General features: G+C 42.1%; 13 protein-coding genes and 1 pseudogene. 5 read left to right on the top strand and 9 right to left on the bottom strand.

The genetic code is table 11. The features are described 5' to 3' along the window. Positions 1-58: 58 nt before the first annotated feature. Entirely contained in the window at positions 59-2,206 is a 2,148-nt protein-coding gene (locus AC6RV6_RS15920) for an esterase-like activity of phytase family protein (RefSeq protein ID WP_500241858.1), read from the bottom strand. A gap of 62 nt (positions 2,207-2,268) precedes the next feature. Here AC6RV6_RS15920 and AC6RV6_RS15925 point away from each other — a divergent pair, with 62 nt between their 5' ends. Then, the gene (locus AC6RV6_RS15925; RefSeq protein ID WP_500241859.1) at positions 2,269-2,460 is read left to right on the top strand and encodes a hypothetical protein; all 192 of its coding nucleotides are present in this window, start codon (positions 2,269-2,271) and stop codon (positions 2,458-2,460) included. 10 nt (positions 2,461-2,470) lie between these two features. Here the strand turns inward: AC6RV6_RS15925 and AC6RV6_RS15930 are convergent, their stop codons facing one another. The 5 genes and pseudogenes from AC6RV6_RS15930 to AC6RV6_RS15950 all read right to left on the bottom strand — a co-directional run bounded on the left by AC6RV6_RS15930 (position 2,471) and on the right by AC6RV6_RS15950 (position 8,170). Next, positions 2,471-3,106, bottom strand: a complete 636-nt coding sequence (locus tag AC6RV6_RS15930; RefSeq protein ID WP_500241860.1) for a Uma2 family endonuclease — start codon at positions 3,104-3,106, stop codon at positions 2,471-2,473. 50 nt (positions 3,107-3,156) lie between these two features. Continuing rightward, a complete protein-coding gene (locus AC6RV6_RS15935) occupies positions 3,157-3,762 on the bottom strand; it encodes a TetR/AcrR family transcriptional regulator (RefSeq protein WP_500241862.1) in 606 nt (201 codons plus the stop codon). A 73-nt stretch (positions 3,763-3,835) separates the two neighbouring features. Next, complete coding sequence (locus AC6RV6_RS15940) at positions 3,836-5,194, bottom strand: cation:proton antiporter (RefSeq protein WP_500241918.1); 1,359 nt, start codon at positions 5,192-5,194, stop codon at positions 3,836-3,838. Between the two features lie 1,134 nt (positions 5,195-6,328). After that, positions 6,329-7,102 (bottom strand): annotated as a pseudogene (locus AC6RV6_RS15945) (AAA-like domain-containing protein); the annotation flags it as partial. A gap of 30 nt (positions 7,103-7,132) precedes the next feature. Further along, entirely contained in the window at positions 7,133-8,170 is a 1,038-nt protein-coding gene (locus AC6RV6_RS15950) for an NADP(H)-dependent aldo-keto reductase (RefSeq protein WP_500241863.1), read from the bottom strand. A gap of 157 nt (positions 8,171-8,327) precedes the next feature. On the opposite strand from AC6RV6_RS15950, the gene AC6RV6_RS15955 reads away from it, so the two are divergent. Then, a complete protein-coding gene (locus AC6RV6_RS15955; RefSeq protein WP_500241864.1) occupies positions 8,328-8,984 on the top strand; it encodes a bifunctional 4-hydroxy-2-oxoglutarate aldolase/2-dehydro-3-deoxy-phosphogluconate aldolase in 657 nt (218 codons plus the stop codon). Here the strand turns inward: AC6RV6_RS15955 and AC6RV6_RS15960 are convergent. From AC6RV6_RS15960 to AC6RV6_RS15970, 3 genes are read right to left on the bottom strand one after another with little or no spacing between them, the layout of a single operon-like run. Further along, on the bottom strand, positions 8,981-10,273 hold the full coding sequence (locus tag AC6RV6_RS15960; RefSeq protein ID WP_500241865.1) for a J domain-containing protein: 1,293 nt from the start codon (positions 10,271-10,273) through the stop codon (positions 8,981-8,983). The two genes, AC6RV6_RS15955 and AC6RV6_RS15960, sit on opposite strands and share 4 nt — an antisense overlap. 45 nt (positions 10,274-10,318) lie before the next feature. Then, complete coding sequence (locus tag AC6RV6_RS15965) at positions 10,319-12,010, bottom strand: protein kinase domain-containing protein (protein ID WP_500241866.1); 1,692 nt, start codon at positions 12,008-12,010, stop codon at positions 10,319-10,321. Between the two features lie 37 nt (positions 12,011-12,047). After that, positions 12,048-12,932, bottom strand: coding sequence for an META domain-containing protein (locus AC6RV6_RS15970; RefSeq protein WP_500241867.1), 885 nt, complete (start codon positions 12,930-12,932; stop codon positions 12,048-12,050). 123 nt (positions 12,933-13,055) lie between these two features. On the opposite strand from AC6RV6_RS15970, the gene AC6RV6_RS15975 reads away from it, so the two are divergent. The 3 genes from AC6RV6_RS15975 (at position 13,056) to AC6RV6_RS15985 (ending at position 19,169) form a co-directional block, all read left to right on the top strand. Beyond that, complete coding sequence (locus tag AC6RV6_RS15975; RefSeq protein WP_500241868.1) at positions 13,056-13,478, top strand: MerR family DNA-binding protein; 423 nt, start codon at positions 13,056-13,058, stop codon at positions 13,476-13,478. 75 nt (positions 13,479-13,553) lie between these two features. Next, the gene (locus tag AC6RV6_RS15980; RefSeq protein WP_500241869.1) at positions 13,554-14,663 is read left to right on the top strand and encodes a metallophosphoesterase family protein; all 1,110 of its coding nucleotides are present in this window, start codon (positions 13,554-13,556) and stop codon (positions 14,661-14,663) included. A gap of 147 nt (positions 14,664-14,810) precedes the next feature. Further along, the gene (locus AC6RV6_RS15985) at positions 14,811-19,169 is read left to right on the top strand and encodes a helicase domain-containing protein (protein WP_500241870.1); all 4,359 of its coding nucleotides are present in this window, start codon (positions 14,811-14,813) and stop codon (positions 19,167-19,169) included. Positions 19,170-19,281: the final 112 nt, after the last annotated feature.

Genomic DNA, 19,281 nt, shown 5'->3' on the forward strand with positions numbered 1-19,281 from the left:
CGAACCGAGAGAATAAAAGCGATCGCGATGAATGCGATCGCCCAACAAAATCCATGAATTAACGAGGCAAGAACAGCAAGCGAGTAGATAATTCGCCACCATCGTTATCGCTAATCACCCAATATCCCATTTCCGTTACCGCCAAGCCTTCAACCTTTTCTTCATACCAATTACTATCGGTAAACAGATCGGCGACTAACTCTTTTTCTACCGTTTCTCCCGCTTCTACACCATTGAGAGAGAAACGATAAATGCGTTTAACACGAACATTAGCCGCACCTTTTTCACCGCCTTGGTTATCCCGTTCCACAACGAGAAAACTGCCGTCAGTATCGCGAGAAATTTCGCTCAAACCGACCCAACCGCCGACATTATCTGTATCGAGGGGATAATAGTAAAATTCCCACTCTTTATCGGTAACATCATATTTGGCGATGCGAACCTTATCTTCGCCCTCAAATTCTCGTTGAATGGCGATATAAACTTCACTTCCGTCAGCATTCGTCGTGACACCTTCAAAGCCAAAACGAGTGATTTTCGCGGCTGCATCTTCAGATAAGAAAATTTCTTCCTCGACTTCTCCTCGTGGGTTAACTTTAATGAGAATGTTGGGCTTTTCTTTGCCTTCGCGGTTGTCTCCTTCACTCACCAACCAAAAACCGCCCCGAGGTGCGATCGCAATGCCTTCGAGGTCATAGTTTGCCGGTTCGCCGTCTTTGGTCAAAATAAGAGCATCTTCGACCATTGCCCCTTCCCGTCCAACCTCGAGGCGAAAGATTCGGGAAGGCTGCATGGCGTTATCAGGGACGGCGTATATTTGGCCGGGGGTATTAGGAACAGGAACTAAGCCGCTTAAGGCACTAAAGGGCAAATCTACCCGATAACTCATCACAGTGGGTTCCCAAAGCATTTTCGCCGCAAAAAAATCGATAGTACCGTCATCTTCATTGGCAGTGAGGACGAGGTTGCGCTGAGGCAAAGGAAGAACCCCCTCGGGTGCTTTGCCGGTGGGGAGAAAGCTGATTAATTCTGGATCGCGAACATTAGTGATATCGTAAATCGTGAGAAAGCTGCCTCGTTCGGAAGCAATAAACGCATATTCGCGATCGCCAAATTGGGCAACGGCGGCACCTTCAATCTCAATACCTCGGTTCTCCGATCGCCCTTCGGGATACTGTCCGCGCAAAATGGCTAATTCTTCCAAAGAATCGCCGCTATCATAAACAACATTGCCTTGCACGTCGAGGATCGACCAACCGCGACCCCCACTCCAAATCCCATCGCCAAAGCTATCGAGGGAGGTATCTCCTTCATTGGCGGTGATAATGTAGCGTCCGTCGGCAGTCATGGCGATAGAGTCCGGTTCTCGGCGACCTTCTAAGGGCTGAGAAAAATCAATATCATCATCTTCGACGATATCGGCGCGATCGTGCAGAGATGTCCCCGCAGAAAAGATACTCGTTACCGTTTCGCTGGCAATATCAAGGACGGCGATCGCGTTATTTTCCTGCAAACTAATGGCAACGGTACGGCCATTTTTACTGATGGCGACGTATTCGGGCTGAGGGTCGCTGGCATAATTTACCCCTTCAACCTCGCTTAAATCCAATTCTACGTTGTTCACCTTAGAACTGGCGGGATCGTTGTAGTTAATCGTAACGAAATTCACCGATCCCGGACGCTGACCCGGTAAGTTATCCTCGTCTTCTTCGTCTTCAATGGCAATAATAGCTTTGCGCCCGTCGGGGGTAATATTGAGGTTATCGGGTCCAATGCCAAGAAGGGGAATGCGGGCAGCGATTTCTTGCCGTGCTAAATCGATAAAAACAAGAGTTCCCGGTTGTTGGTCGGCAATTTCTTCGGCTAAATTCAGTACCGTGACCAAGGCATAACGGCTGTTAGGGGTGACGGCGACGGCGGTGGGTTCGCCAATATCCGAGACATCGATATTGCTGAGGGGTTGGGGGTTTTGGGGATTGCGGATATCCAGTAAACCTACTTTAGCATCGTCGGCATTGGTATAAATGAGAGTATTGCCGTCAGGGGTTGCAGAAATGATTTCGGCAACGGCACCATTGACCGCGTAACGGTTAAGGGAAACAAATTCTTTTATGGGGGCGCTATTAGCACTTTCTACACCCAAGAAAAGACTGCTGGAAATCGCAGCAGCACTGAAAAACGTCCGAATGTTAAATTTTTTCATCATTGCGATCGCACTCTAATTTTTTGCTTAAAGGAAGAATAGGCAAACCAGTGGAGACTACCAGAATGAGGTTAAGAGGAGATTATTGCGATCGCGATCGGCGCTTGCTGCAATATGTCTTCGAGCCAATAGGGGCGGGGTCAACATCTACGATCCCGACAAAAAACTACAACAAAAAATATGAGATTAGCGATCGCGATCGATGTATTACGAGAACCGCGATCGCCTGTGTTTCTGTGGGAGACTGGTCAAACTGAGTTAAATTTGCTATTGCTGAATTCTCCGACGCAATGCTCTCAATGCTGGACTTCTCCCGATCGCGATACTCTGTTCTAAGGTTTCGCGAACAATCTCTAATATGGGTAGATTGGGAAAAATTAAACTCGTTGAAACTTGCTGATATTGATCCCATTGCAGAATATAAATATTGAGATGCCCTCGTTCGTAAATCCATAATTCGGGAACTGCCAAACTTAGATAAGCACTCATCTGAGTTCTGGAAGTCACATCAACTTCAATTGCCAGATCTGGGGGAGGATCGATTGCGAGATCGATGCGACGCTTCCCACGCACTCGAGTATGATTTTGAATATAAAAACATTGGTCGGGTTCGATTCCACTGGCCATAGACTGTTGTTTAAAAGTAGTTGAACCGAAGCACTCACAATCTATTTCCAGTTCGTCGAGTAGGATTTTAACAATATCACCGATAATTTCTTTATCGACTTCATGTTCTGGGGTTGGCATTCTTATTTCTAGGATATTATTGCTGTAAGCAATACGGACATTGCGGCGATCGCCGAGTTCGGTCAAAATTGCTTCAAATTCAGACCAATTGAGGTTACGAATCTGCAATCGCTGTCCGGAAGGAATATCGAGTTGCTGAAGTTGAACTGTTACCATAATTAAAACATCACATTAAAATACCATTTCTCAAATATTTTAAGATATTTTTAAGGTAAAAGAGACTTACGAAGCGTTCTCTCTAACTCCTGTTTTTGTTTAGCAAAAAATATTTTATCTGGCTTAAACAAACAATAATGTAACATGATACCATCGATCGCACTAACGAGGGTTCGAGCAAAAGCCCTCGCCTCAATTTCTGGAGAAATTTCTTGCGATCGCTGTCCTTTTTCAATTAATTTTGTATAAGCCGCACTCAATCTCTCGAACCATTTTCCCATTCTCTCCCTCAATCCCAAACTTTCGCACAGTTGCCGAGAACTCCATAATTCAAAATAAACGGGAATGAGTTCCGCACAGTCGTCTATATCTTCAAAAGCAGTGGCTACGCTACTGATTATCTCTTCAATCGGAGCGCGATCGCTTTGCACGCGAGTATAGAGCAATTGTTCGTAATCGAGGAAGAGTTCGTCAAAAACCCCTAAAATAATTTCATCCTTGCTGTTGAAATATTCGTAAATCGTACCTTTACCAATGCCAGCTTCTTGCGCGATATCAATAATTCGCGTCCCTTGATAACCCTTGCATTTAAACACTTGTACGGATGCTTCTACAATATCTTGTCGCTTTTTTTCTTTATCTACAATTTTAGGCATAGATGAGATTTTTAGATTCTAACTCCTTCTATCATAGTTTAAACTGACCAACTGGTCAATAAGCAATTATTCATTATCCATTCCAAATTAAACGCAACCAAAACGGCATTAAGAAAGTGGTCACAATCACCATTAAGACAATCGCGGTTTCTAAAGATTCCGGTAAGACTCCGACTGCGGAACCCACTCCCACAAAAACCAATCCGACTTCCCCTCGAGGGATCATGCTAATACCAATTGCCAAGCGATTGAGTTGCGATTCTTGCCAAACGGTAAAACCGGCAATGAGTTTACCTAAAACAGCCACTAAAATCAAAAAGACTGCCATCAGTAAGCGGCGATCGTTATCGGGATAATTGGGCAAAAGAACGAGAAAGTTAGCTTTCGCACCGATGGTGACGAAAAAGACTGGAATGAGGAGATCTGCAATAGGTGCAATTTGTTTTTGTAAGGTTTGTCCTTGACTGGTTTCTTTAAATACTAATCCTGCGGTAAAGGCTCCGAGAATAGGTTCTAATTCTAAGACTTGAGCAATGTAGGCTAAGATGAGTGCAAAGGTCAAAGTCGGAATAACTAATTGACCGCGAGTGCTGAGGCGATCGGCAAGAGTAACTAAAAGATCGTTAAATAAACGACCCAGTAAAATAGCACCAACTAAAAAGGCCAATGCTCCGCAAATGAGATAGACTAAATGTCCGATTGCAAGATAACCGGTCTTGGCCAAACTGGTAATAACAGCTAAAATTATAATGGCTAAAATATCATCTAAAACCGCAGCACCTAAAATGATTTGTCCTTCTGAAGAATTCAAGGCATTTTCATTGCGATCGCGCAGATTTGATTGAGTCGTATCGCGAAGTTTTAATTCTGACAATACTCGAGAAGTAATACCAATACTGGTTGCGGTGAGGGCAGCACCAGCAAATAATGCTGGAATGAGAGGGACTTGAAATAAAGAGATTAATCCTAATGTTCCTGCTGTAAAAGGTAAGATTACTCCCACAAACGCAACAGTTAGAGATTTAAAACCAACTTTTAATAATTCATTCAAATTGGATTGTAAGCCAATTTCAAATAGGAGAATAATTGCCCCAAAATTTGCTAAAATAGAAATAACCTGACTTTGACCTTGAAAAATGGTTTCTGCAATGGTCGAACTCATGGGAGTTGTTGCCGACAGAAAAGTCATGATTTCTGAAAAAGAATAATTGACTCCACTCTCTGGAAACACTAACAAATGGAGACCGCTACCACCAACAAGAACCCCGCCAATTAGTTCTCCTAATACAGGAGGAAATCCCAACCATTTTGAGAGTTCGCCGCCAATTTTAGCAATTAAATAAATGACAATTAAACTGAGTAGAATTCCGGCTAAGATTAAGGAGTTTTCTGGTTGAGGAATGGTCGAAAGCGGAATGAAGCGATCGGGAATATCGGTTAGGGTAGACCATGTTAAGATTAAGGTTGCTCCCAGTGCTAAGAAAATAGCAGAAATGAGTCCCCATGTTGCTGCTTTTAGAGCTTTAAGACGTTTTTCTTGGTTTAATCCCACTTCGAGTAAATCGATCTGTTGAATTGTCCATTCTCGATTAAAGGCTTCTTGATAGAGAGAATTGGCAACGATAAAGCGATCGCTATCTCGCAATACTAATCCTAACTCAATCAATGGGGTTATTTTGTCTGGCTCTTCGATTACAGTATTCTCTAAAATCTGACGATATAATTGCAAGTTTCCGATCGCTTCTTTTGAGTTAGATAGCCAGCGATCGCGCAATGTTCTCAAAGGTTGGTTAATCTCTTCATGACTCGTTTCCCAGAGTTCGAGAAATTGCGAGCGCACGATCTGATTAATTTGTTCGACGACATCCCCTTTCTCCAATAAATCAGGGTGCAAAAGAACAAATTTACAGAGATTTTGGGTTAAATTAGGTTGTCCGTTGGTCCAAGATAAAATTACTTTGAGAACAATGAGAGGATTGTTGATTTTACCGACTAAACTTTGTGCGATCGCAATGGATTCTTGTTTCGATGCTTCGAGAGCATTTTGAACTTCTTGACGCTCTAAAACTTGACTAGCTGTTAAAAATTGGTAATCGCGATCGCTTAAACTGCGATCGCCAGCCCAAACCAGGGCATCTTGTAAGTGTTTTCCGCGTAAAAGATGGGATGTTTCTTGACAATTCGAGTCTAACCATGCCTCTAATTGTTCGTCATAAGGACAGAGTTGAGCTAAAGTTTGCGTCACCCAATCCAAATTAAAAATAGCCGCGTAAATGAGATTATAAACTTGTAATTTCCCTTCTCGCTCTACTACCAAACCCGATAAGCGCAAATCCAGTTTTTCCGAAGCGCGATCGCTGGAAATTTCTTCTCCTTGTAAAATTTGCCAGTAGAGAGAAACTAAGGTTCTGCTCTGCTTGGGATTGCTCAAGAGACGGCGGCGAATGGTGTTAAAATGCTCTTGTGCGTCTCGAGTGTCCCAGCAATCGATCAGATGAATTTGAATAACGCGATCGATCCATTCTACTTGTTCCTCTTCACTCAATTCCCAACAAGCAATTCCAGCCTGAGCTTGTAATAATCTGCAAAGTTTTTGTGTTAAAAAAGGCTGTCCTCCCGTCCAATTAAGAATTGTTTTCAGGGCAAGATGAGGATAGCGAATAATTTCGACTAAACCACTCGTTAAAAATTTGGCTTCTTCCCATGTAAATCCTTGTAATTCAATCCCATAACCGATATTAAATGGCGTTCGATATCGATCTTGAATGAGATCGGTAGGTTTGGCAACTCCCAGTAAGCAAAATGTTAAGCGATTGTATTCAGGATTATCTGCTCTTTTATTATAACAGGCACGAATAAAAGCAAAAAAATCATCTTTAAAATCTAACCCTAATACATTATCGATCTCATCAATAAAAATAACAATTTGCTGGGAAACTTGCGTCAGTAAAATAGTCTCTAAAAATCGATCTAAACGCTGTACGGGAGGAATAATATCATGTTCGTGCCACCATTCTCCCGCATCAATTTCTAACTCGAACCATCCGATCAAACAGCTTAAAATACCGCCATACCATTCTTCTGAAGTGACTTGTTGCGTACCAATTAAAGTCAGATCGATATCCGCAGAAAGAATGCCTTCTACTGCCAAGCGTTGCATCGTGCGAACGCGCAAACTTGATTTACCCATCTGCCGAGAATTCAAAACATAGCAAAATTCCCCTGCTTTCAGTTGTTCGTAAAGTTGGCTATCTGCGCGACGCAAAACGTAAGTTTTTGCATCATTGGGCAGGGTTCCTCCTACTTGATATTCGTAGTTAAAATTAGCGATCGCATTCATGGATAATTAATAATTGTTAATTGCTCATTTTTAGGGTGTTGGATTGGGATAGCGAGCTTGAATTTCATCAATTTCCATTAAGATCTCTTGACTTAATTCAAGGTTAATGCTATCAATATTTTCTTGTAATTGTTCCATTGTCGTTGCACCAATAATGGTACTGGTGACAAACCATCGCGATCGCACAAACGCTAAAGCCATTTGGACAGGACTCAAATCGTATTTTTGAGCGATTTTGACATAGTTTTGTACGGCTTCAGTCATGTTCGTTTTTTGATAGCGTTCATCAAATTTAGGAAATAAACCCATTCGCGAATGTGCGGGCGCTTCCTGCAAATATTTTCCCGTTAAATGACCAAATGCTAAAGGACTGTAAGCCAATAGACCAATATTATTAAGATGACAGGCTTCAGAGAGATGGATTTCAAAGACGCGATTGGCTAAACTATAAGCATTTTGAAGAGAAATTACTTTCGGTAAGCCCAATTTTCGGGCTAAATGGGAGAACTCGCAAACCCCCCAAGGGGTTTCATTACTCAAACCGAGATAACGAACTTTACCGGCTTTAATTAACTCGGAAAACACTTCTAATTGTGCTTGAATCGAAACTGTTTCGCGTTCGTTAGCAATATCATAATTAGCCCTACCAAATAAAGACACATAGCGATCCGGCCAGTGAATTTGATAGAGATCGATATAGTCAGTTTGTAAGCGTTTTAAACTCTCATCGATCGCGCGTTCGATATTGCTGCGATCGAGATGATTATTCCCAGCACGAATCCAAGAGAGTTGCGGTGCATAACCCGTAACTTTTGTGGCGATAATCAAGCGATCGCGTTGCTGTTTTTTTAACCATTCTCCGACATATTCTTCAGTTTTTCCTTGCGTGTTGGGGTTCATTGGCGTAGGATAACTTTCTGCCGTATCGATAAAGTTAATCCCTCGTTCTATAGCATAATCGAGTTGTTGGTGAGCTTGTTGTATCGTATTTTGCTCGCCATAGGTCATTGTTCCCAAACAGATTTCAGAAACCTTTAACTCGCTAGTCCCGAGGGTGTTATACTTCATGTTTATTGATTATTTGCGATTGATGTTTTGTTCTTGAGTTATTATACCGTTTTTCCCAAAGATAAAGGAGTGGGAAAATTATCGAGATTCAGCGATCGCTGTTCCGAGAAGACTGAAAAATAGTACAATTTAAGTTATCTTCCTCCTTAACTTTTCTGTGGTAGAAACATCCTATCGAAATTGGCTACAACAATTGCAACGCGATCGCATTATTGCCGTGATTCGTTCCCCCGACTGGAAATTGGGGCAACAAATGGCAAGAGCGGCGATCGCGGGAGGGATTGATTTTATTGAGATTGCTTGGAATAGCGATCGCCCAGCGCTTTTAATTGAAAAATTGCGCCATGAATTCCCTCATTGTTCGATCGGAGTTGGTACGATCGTAACACCCCAGCAACTCACTCAAGCAATCAATGTAGGGGTGGAGTTTATCTTTTCTCCTCATACGGATCTCCAGTTAATTAAAACGGCGATCGCTGCGAAAATTCCCATTATACCGGGAGCATTAACGCCAACCGAAATTATTACGGCATGGCAAGCCGGTGCAACTTGCGTGAAAGTGTTTCCCATTCAAACAGTGGGTGGAGCGAATTATATCAAAGCAATTAAAGCACCATTGGCTCAAATTCCCTTGATTCCAACAGGAGGAGTGACCTTCGAAAATGCAGTTAAATTGATTGAAGCGGGAGCAATTGCTGTGGGTTTATCGAGTCAGCTTTTCCCTTCTTCTTTAATTCAAACAGAAGATTGGCCGGCGATCGCACAACGTGCTAAAATGTTAAAACAAAAACTCAATATTTCCAACAATAATTAACTCGTTAAAATTTTAAATCCGAGCCATGTTAACCCACTACTATTGAATAACATAATCGGAACGCACCAAGCCGCGATCGCTTCTGAAAACCCACTAATTTCGATCGTTCCTTTATAGAGAGTGATAATTAAATGAGAACTAATAAAAAGAGTTACAATTGCGATTGCCATTCCACCAAAATGAGTTACCAGTCCGCCGATCGATACTAAAAAACCCAGAGGAATAACTGTTATTCCCGCCAAAAAAACATCTGCGGCAAAATAATTATGAACGTGAAATAAAACGCGCAAAATAAACCCCGATATCGCTAAACTGAACCCAGGAATAAATCCGAGAATTGGCAAGTACCAAAACGGAAAGATAATGAAATCTTGCCAACCTAAATAAACACCACAGATAAACAAAATATTAGCGATCGCACCACAAAATAAGCCCATTGCGATCGCTTCTCCCGACTGTAAACTCAAAAAAGCGTTAGTACCACCATGACTGGGATTAACAATAATCCCAAACCCAGCCCAAACCATGCGCTTAATTAACCCAATTCCCCAACGAAACTCCTTCTGCCAATCTTTTTTGCCAATATGAGAGAGAGTATCCATTGCCAATTGATAGCCACTGCGATCGCTTTGTTCTTGAAATAATTCTGCAGCCCGTTCTAAATCTCGTTTGGCAGGAAAATGCTCTTGTAAATCGTGATTGGCGATGCCGCGATAATAATAAGCTGCCGCAAAATGCGGATCGCAACCGAGGGCGCGATCGTAAGATTCAAGGGATGATTGTACGTAGCCCAACCGATATCGCGATCGCCCTTGATAATAATATGCTTCTGCACAATTGGGAAAAAATTGTAAGATTTGCCGACAATTGCCTAAAACCATGCGATCGTCTTTTAAGGTATAAAAAACCTCCCCTCGCTTTAAATACGCCTCCAGAAAATTAGGATTTAAATTAATTGCTCGATTATAGTTTTCAATTGCACCTTGATAATCTTTTTGAATAGCTTTTTCAATACCTTGAATGTAAAAACTCAATTCATTAGTTGGTTGTTCTCTTTCCTCTTCTTGGTGGATACCTAATTGGCGGTCGTAGCATTGCCGGCGTTCGGGATTCAAGAGAACTTCATAAACCTCGAGAATGCGTTTAAATTGTTCGGCCGATCGAGGATTATTGGGATTTAAATCGGGATGATATTGACGGGCAAGACGGCGAAATGCAATTTTAATTTCTTCGAGGGTGGCGCTTGGAGAAACATTTAAAATTTCGTAATAGCTTGGATTAGTATTCATATTTTTTGAGAAGCTATATTAACCCTGAATTGAAAATATTTTTCTTTAATTACGCGAACGAGCCTGTTCTCCTAACTCGATAAATTTACTGCGCCAGTAACGACTTTCTGGCAAACCATAAGTATCGAGATCGATCAGGATATCTTCCCAACGTCTCGACTTTTTTGCATCCTGCATAGCTCGATAGCGATCTTGAATTTGCCGCCATTGAGTCATTGCGGTTTGGGCCTCGCGATAAGCAGAACTATCCTGTTGAATTGATTGCACCCGAGCGATCGCGCCGGCTAAATCTCCTGCTTCCATTGTTGCCAATGCAGCTTGTAAAATTGTTTGCCCTTCATCCTCTATTGGAGTCGTAGAAGAAGACGCATTTTCAATAAAGGAAGAGGGCTTACATTGCAAGTAATTTTTCGCTACCCATCCTTGAATAGGATTACTAATTTCAACCCAGTTCCCATCTTCAAGTCCGGTTAAAATTGCGCGTTCCCCTTGTACCATTCCTCCGATTTTTTTACCATTCGGTCGCGAGCGAATGTTAAGACCAACTCCAACTCGTACCGTACAAGAATTGGCAGGAATTTCGGCATTAGAAGTCGTTTCTACAACTTGAGAAGAAATTGTTTGTCGGGGCGGAGGTTGTTGGGTGACGACAGGAGTACGGGAGGATTTTTGCAAAAGAATTGTAATCCCAAATGAAAGGGAAAAAATGATCGCGACGGGCAATCCCAAGAAGAGAAGAAAGACTTGCGGATTTTTTGCTTTTGCCTTGCGGGTTTTGGTTTTTTTGAGCCGTCGGCGACGAGGGACAGTTGCTAGAGAATTATTCTCGAAGGGGCGATCGCGAGAAAGTTGACCCTCGCGAACGGGTAGAGGGAAATAAGAAACGGCAGCGATCGGCGGTAATTCGGTATGGGAACGAGGAATATGAAGCTGCTCGATGGTTTTGAGGGCTTCTCGGGCGGATTGATAGCGGTCTTGGAAGCGATAGGCAACCATGCGGCTGAGAACGGCGGCCAAGGCTGGACTGCAAAGATTTTTTTGCCAGAGAATTTCTCCTGTTTGAGAGTCGTACTGAAAAAATTGCGGATGAAATCCCGTTAAAGCTTGAATAACAAGCGCTCCCACTGAATAAATATCGCTGCAAAAGTAACAATTTCCTTGGAATTGTTCGCTGGCTGTATAACCCGGAGTTCCGATGGCAATTTTCTCTATCCCTTTGGCAATAATTGTTACAGGCTGACGAATTTGTTTGATATTGCCAAAATCTACCAACACTAACCGACCGTCCTGCTGGCGGCGGAGAATATTATCGGGTTTAATATCTCGATGAATGACCCCTCGATCGTGTATAAAATCCAGTAGGGGTAAGAGATCCAGAAGAAACTCGATCGCTTGGCTCTCATGCCAGCGATCGCCAATCATTATTTCTTTACTTAAAGGGTGTCCTTCGATATACTCCTGCACTAAAAAAAAATCATCGAAGGCGGCAAAATAGGCCAGCACTTGAGGAATTTGGGGATGAGTTCCCAACTGTTTTAAAATTTCTGCTTCACGAGAGAATGCTTCTTGGGCGATCGCCAGACTTTGCGAGTCGCGACTCGCCGGTTGCAATTGCTTGACCGTACAGGGAGGACGATGAGGGTGGTGCGTGTCTCGTGCCAAGTAGGTGCGACCGAATCCTCCCGATCCTAAAATTGCAATAATTTGATAGCGTTCATTGAGAATCTGGCCTAGCATGAGATTGCGCGATCGCGATGACTGATGATTGATTGTATTATCTTAACGGTCGCATTGTTGAAAATGCTTTGTCGATTATGGCTTGTCCCGATCGGGATTCTCCGGCAAATGTCAGCACATCTATACCGCGATCGCTATGGTAAAAAATTTCTAGTTCTCCTCGGTCATTTATTGCAAATCGCATCGCATTTTGTAGTGCGGTGAGATAGCGGGATTCTTGTTGAGACATTCTTCTCGGACACGCCATTTTTGTTGTGGAAATCGGGAAAATTGTCAAGCGTTCTTCAACGGTTTCATAACTCGCATTGTAACGGTTGCAACCCGCCGATCCGGCGATACGTTCTGCCAAAAACTGTAGGGTAATCGTTGTATTGTTGAGAGGAGGATTTTGCACGCGAGGATTGCCCCAAGAGCGCAATTGCCAAGTCGTTCCGACCAGAGATTTCCTCGGTACGGTTTCTGAGGTAAAGATTAGCATCCCCGAGCCGCGATCGCCTTGGTAAAAAATCTGTAATTGTCCGCGATCGTTAATTTTATACTCTCGAGCCGAGCGCAAATCCTGCAAAAAATTCTCCTCTTGTGCCATAATTTCCCCCGGACAAGCCATACGAGTCGTAGCAACTCGCCGGACGCTGATTCTGTCTTCGCTACTTTGATAAATTGCCGTATAGCCATTGCAACCTGCGGAGCCATTGATGCGATCGCCTTTAAATTTCAACGTCATTGAGGTTCCGGCTAAACGAATGCGGTTATCTCCCCAACCTGAAAATTGCCAAGAAGTCTCTTCTAAAGATAGTGCAGAATCCGGTTCTGCTTCAAGGGCGATTGCAGCAGGAATGCGATCGGCTACAACCCCAGAGAATCCCGCCATCCCTACAACCAAACATAATTCCAACGTTCTCAATACTGCATTATTCATCATCAAGATTAGTTGTTAATTACAAATACTAAAGTTATAATAGCGTTGATTAAATAACAAATATCGACTTCTCTCCCACCCTTCTTAAGAAGAGCGTCAATAACCAATAACCAATAACTAATTATCATGTTGTTAGCATCAGAACAATTATTAAAAATTGGACAAGTTGCGATCGAGAGCAACTTATCTGTTAAAACCATTCGTTATTATGAAGATAGAGGCTTACTGGTTTCTGTTGTGACGCGATCTCCGACAGGCTATCGCCTTTTTAAACCAGAAATTTTTACACGCTTAAACTTTATTAAACGCGCTCGCACTCTCGGGCTGAGTTTGCAAGAAATTGGCGAAATTTTAGCCGTGCGCGATCGGGGTGAAATTCCCTGCGGCATTGTTCAAGAACGGCTCTTACTCAAACTCAAATCAATTCGCGAACAAATCGAATCCTTAGAAATTTTACAATCGGAACTACAAGACATTTTATCGGGATGGCAAGAAGCTCCCGATCGCAGTTCTCTCGATCGCACTATTTGCCCTAACCTTGAACAGTAAATAGTAAACAATTTTTTGATTGGGTTGTCTATTGTTTCTCTAGCTTGATATAGTAAAGGAAAACTCTATTAAATCATGAGTCTTAACTTTCGATTTGCGATCGCTAGCGATCCTCATATTGCTTTAAGTCATACCGTCGATTTTAGCAAACCGCGCTTTCACTTAGTGGAAGCGAGTATTCCTATTTTTGAATGTATTTTAAATCATTTAGAACAACTCGATCTCGATTTTTTACTTCTCCCCGGAGACTTGACTCAAGATGGAGAGCCAGAAAATCATCAATGGTTGCAAAAACGACTTGCTGCACTTCCTTTTCCCAGTTATGTTATTCCGGGAAATCATGATGTTCTCACGCCACTCCCTACAGAAAAAAATATTGGTTGGTCTGAATTTCCTGCCTATTATCGCCAAGCAGGATATAAAAACAGCGAGACACTTTATTATACTGACGAAATTTTACCCAATGTTCAATTAATCGCGCTTAACTCCAATCAATTCGACTCAAATGGAAAACAATTAGGCTATTTAGATGAAGAACAATTAGAATGGTTAGAACAAGTATTATTAGCCGCCAAAGATAAATTTATTTTGGTGATGATCCATCACAATATTATCGAACATTTACCCGGTCAATCCCAACATTTAATGGGTAAACGCTATATGCTTGATAATGCACCAATCTTATTAGAAAAATTACACAAAGCTGGAGTAAAGTTGATTTTTAGCGGTCATCTTCACGTACAAGATATCGCCGAACAAGCAGGTATTTATGACATTACAACTGGATCTACAGTGGGTTATCCTCACCCCTACCGCATTTTGCACCTATCGGAAAGCGATCGCGGCATGAAACAATTAAAAATTGAATCTTTTTACGTCAAGAATATACCGAGTTGGAAAAACATTCCGCAAGTATCTCGAGAGCGCATTAGCAATAATTCTTATCCTTTTATGCACCGATTAGTGACTTTACCACCCCTCAATTTAGCTGGAGAAGAAGCCGAAAATATTGCCCGAGACTTGCGTTATTTTTGGGCAGATGTTTCGGCTGGCGACAATCAATTTAATTTCCCCCATTATCCTCAACCCATCCGCACTTATTTAGAATCCTTTGGCGCAACCAATAAAGAAGGCAAACCCATCCAAATTGACAATCACGCGCTACTCGTTTTGGATAATCGGTAATCTAGTTTATCGTTCACTGATAACTGGTGACTGATAACTGATAACTGATAACTGGTGACTGATAACTGTCCTCAAACCCCAATTCTCAATTCGATCCCCCACAATGGACAATAGAGGTATCGATCTATACACTGGGAAGTTTGCTGAATGTACGTTTATCGCACCACCGCATTTGATGAGCAAGTCACGGAACAAACGGGACTGAGGGATCATGTCGATCGCTTATGCGGGGTATTGGAAAAGATGGGGCTAGAACAGGCTCTCGCACGGTTTGAGCGCGTTTATCCCTACTTAAAGCGCAAAGAAGGCAACCTGCGCTTAATCGCGCGAATAAGACGAATAGGAAGCGATCCCGTACTGTGTTGGTTAAAGGTATTTCGTCGAGGCGATCGCGCTTATGAAGACTTTTTGCGCGATCGCGAAAACTTTGCCCATCACCTCCTCGATAGTCAAATCAAACAAGAGCAACTCTGGCAATGGCTCAATCAGCGCAAAACCGAAAGCGATCGGCAAAATTCCCCCCAACCCCTCAGCGATGAATTGCGACTTTGGCTACAACGTCCCAGTTTGCGAATGGACTTTAATGGAGTCGTTGTTTATGAGAGCGAACAATGGCTAAACGGTTTTGCGACTCCAAATATCCAAGACAAATGGATAATCTTTAATCGAATTCTCACTGAACTTGCCGATGCGTCCTCAGATTTTGGAGAAGAGACGGCTTGGCAGGGAATTAAACTTTATGGAGAAGAAAATTGCTATGTTCTCTACAGTCGGATTCTGACCACAGATACACCATCGAGACAGGTGCTTTTTCTGATTTCACCCTTTTCCCAAAGACCCGATCGCGAACAAATTCAACAAGTTCTTGATTTTACTTGGCCGGAAAACGAAATTTCTCCCTTAAATCCAGAAACGCCAACGACATTAGATGAATTAACCTCTATTGCCTCTCGTGCCTATCCCAGTTATTTATTAGCAGATGAAACGAACTGGTTAGCCATTGAAAATGAAGAAAACGCTAACTTAGCGCTTTCTGCCGAAGAAGAAGCAATTTTACACGATGTTTCTACCACTCGCCCCTCTTTACCTTTATTTTTAAACGGGCAAGCCGGGAGTGGCAAATCGACAATGCTCTTTCATCTTTTTGCCGATTACTGTCACAAACATTTACGCCTTTGCCAAGAAAAAAATATTCCTATTTTAAGCACACCCCATCCTTTATTTTTAGCCTATAACGAACGCTTACTCAAAGTTGCCAAAGAAAGAGTGATTCCCTTATTAGCCTCCCATCATCGTTTTCTCGCCAAACGAGGCATTGCTGAAAACCTACCCGATATCAGTCCTTTTTTCCAATCATTTCGTACCTTTTTACGCAACTTACTCCCCCTCGAGGAACGCGATCGCTTTAACGATGCCAATTATATTTCATTTCATCGCTTCCGCCAACTGATAGAACGAACAACATGGCGAAAATATTCCCCAGAATTATGCTGGCAGGTGATCCGTACCTTTATTAAAGGCTATCATTTAGACGAGCGCGATCGCTATTTAGAGATTGAAGACTATCACGAAATTCCTCGACGGGAACAAACTGTCACGGCAGAAGAATTTAAAGAGATTTATGAGACGGTTTGGAAATGGTACAAGCGCCATACCCAAGAAGCTGAAAAATGGGACGATCAAGATCTAATTCGCCGCGTGCTTCATCTTAAATGTTATAGCCCTGAATACACGGCTATTTTTTGCGATGAAGCACAGGATTTTACCCATATCGAATTGCAATCGATCATGCGTTTATCGGTTTTTTCCGAATACGATCTCGAACATCAGCACGTGGAAAGTTTACCTTTTGCTTTTGCTGGCGATCCTCTGCAAACTCTCAACCCAACAGGATTTCGCTGGGCGAGTTTAAAAGCTGCATTTTACAACGAAGTGATTACCACTCTGTCTCCAACAGGAAAACTCGGTTTAGAGATGAATTTTGCTGAATTAGAATCAAATTATCGTTCAATTCCTTCTATTGTCGGTGTTAATAATCTTATCCAGTTATGGCGTAGCGTTCTTTTCGATCTTCCCGAGCTCAAACCACAAAAAGCGAGAAAACATGGTGATTTTTATCCCCAAAAATTAATTATCGGACAAGATATTGCTGCGGAAGAATTAGAAGAATATTTACAAGATACAATTATTATTATTCCTTGCGATCAAGGAGGAGAAATTGATTATATTCAGAAAGACACGATCTTAGTCAAACTGCAAGAAAAGAGCGAAAGAGAAGGCACAACACTATGGAATGTTTTAAGTGCGATCGCAGCAAAAGGATTAGAATTCAAACAAGTTGTTCTCTATAAATTTGGCGAATCCTGCAATCTCGATGCTTGGCTGCCGATGGACTCTCCTTCTGAGGAAGTTAAATATTTTTTTAATAAACTCTATGTCGCCGCAAGTCGCGCCACAGAACGACTATTTATTGTTGATACAGAAGTGGGAGAAAGAAAACTTTGGAAGCACGCCAGCAATGAATTTGAGTTAGAGAGATTTTTAGCATTATTGCAGCAACAGAAAAGTAAAGTGCAGTGGAAAACACGCATTCAACTCATCAAACGCGGCGATCGCGCCAATGCGATCGGAACTGACGATCTGCCGGAAATTGCCAATACCTTTTTTACGGAAGGGATTAATATGGAAAATGCCGATTTAATCCGACGCGCTCAAAGTGCTTATAAGCGCTTACAAGATGAAAAACAAGTTCAAATCTGTGAAGCATGGGCATTAAAATTTGAAGAAAATTATCTCCAAGCAGGACAATGTTTTCTACAACAGCAAGAATTATCTCTGGCTTGGAATTGTTTCTGGCAAGGAATGTGTTGGGATAATCTCTTAGCTTGGTATGATTTAGAAAGAAATGCAAAAAATAACAAAGATTCGGAAATCTTAGAAGTAAACCCCGTTAAAGTTCGCCCTCTCATTGAATTCATGACCAGTGCAGAGGAAAACCGAGAAAAACTCCAAGAATTTAGTCTGGTTTTAGATCGAAAAATCAATAATAATACCTTAGAAAGATATCGCTTTACTGCCCAATGGAAAACAGCAATTCAGACTTATGGTAAACGGATTGAAACATTAGGAGAAAGGCAAAAATTAGACCTGAGTGCAGCAGAATGGTTGCAATTGGGAACCGTGTTAGAAAAATTAGCCCGAGCCAAATATCAAGGGATGAGCGATCGCGCTGGATTTTGTTTTTATCGCGCCGGAGAATACGATCGCGCAATTTCTTTTTGGGAAGAAGCAAAAACGACTCAAAAAGCTGAATATAACCTCGCCAAAGCCGAAAGTTTGGGCTTTCCTCAAGGATTACCTTATTTAGCCAAAACCGATCGACGCGATCGCGCTATCTTGGCTTGGGAAGAAGCAAAACGCCCCCTCTCTTCTGAGTGGCTCACTCATGTTGCACCTATGCTAGAAACCGAAAAGCGATGGCTAGATGCAGTTCTTTCTTATGAGAGTTTAGGCGATCGCGAAAAAATGAAACTTTGTTTGGAAGCCGCCAAAGAAGCCGAATGCGGTGAAGAAGTATTGCAAAAATTACTCTCTCATTTGTTGGAAGGGAAAAAATGGGATATAGCGATCGAATTGATTGAAACTTATCCATCCACCTTAACCAGTGAAAAAGCCAAAGAATTAAACTTACCTTTTTCTATTGCTCGCGACTTAGCTTACTCGGAACTTTCTCCCCCAGATTTATCGCGAGATCTGCGCTATCGTTACGAAATCTTTTTCAAAGAAAAAATTCTCTTTCATGGTGATTGGCAACAGTTTATTAGTCCATCCCAATTAGGAATTGCTCTAGAAAAGGTGGGATCTTTAGTGGAAACCCTTTCTTTTTACGAACGCTATACCCATGACGAAAATAAAATCTTAGCCGTATTTACTCGTTCTCGTTGGCTGGCAGTTAAGAAGAAACAAGAAGAATATTTCAGCCAACAAGGACAAGTCAAAAAAGCTCTAAAAAGTCGTTCCGAACTGGCAAAAAAATCCAAAGTCTGGGGTATTTCTGCCCAAAAAATTTCTCTTCCTATCCCCGTCCCTCCTGCCAATATTACCGAACCCAAACCCAAAGCACCGAAAAATTCTCCCGAGATTGCCGAGATCGCCGCGATCGCATCTCCTGAAATCATTACGGGTTTGCCCGAGGGAATCAATCTGAAAACATCACCTCAAAGGGATATATTAACCTTTCAACTGCGAAATTTAGAGGTTAGGGTGATGCCTCCTACGCAACAAATTCTTCTGCGCGATCGCTTAAGCGATCGCAGAATTCTCTTTGATGGACAACTGCAGCAAATCTCAATTGATACTATAGTGCTATCTATGCAAGCGCAAAATTCATTTTCCTTTACTGATACTGGAAGCAGTTATAGCGGAACAATTTCACGCGATGGCGATCGCTTTCGGGTAGAATTGCAACTATCTGTTCTCCCCAAGCCAATACAAATCGCATTGTAAAGGCGATCGTGCGATCGCACTTCTAAAACTACCTGAATTCGCAATATAGAACTTAAATATTACTCAAAAAAGATCCAGAATTCAAGTATGAACAATGGTATACTCCAAGAGA

It is taken from the genome of Spirulina sp. LEGE 11439 (genome assembly GCF_059821285.1).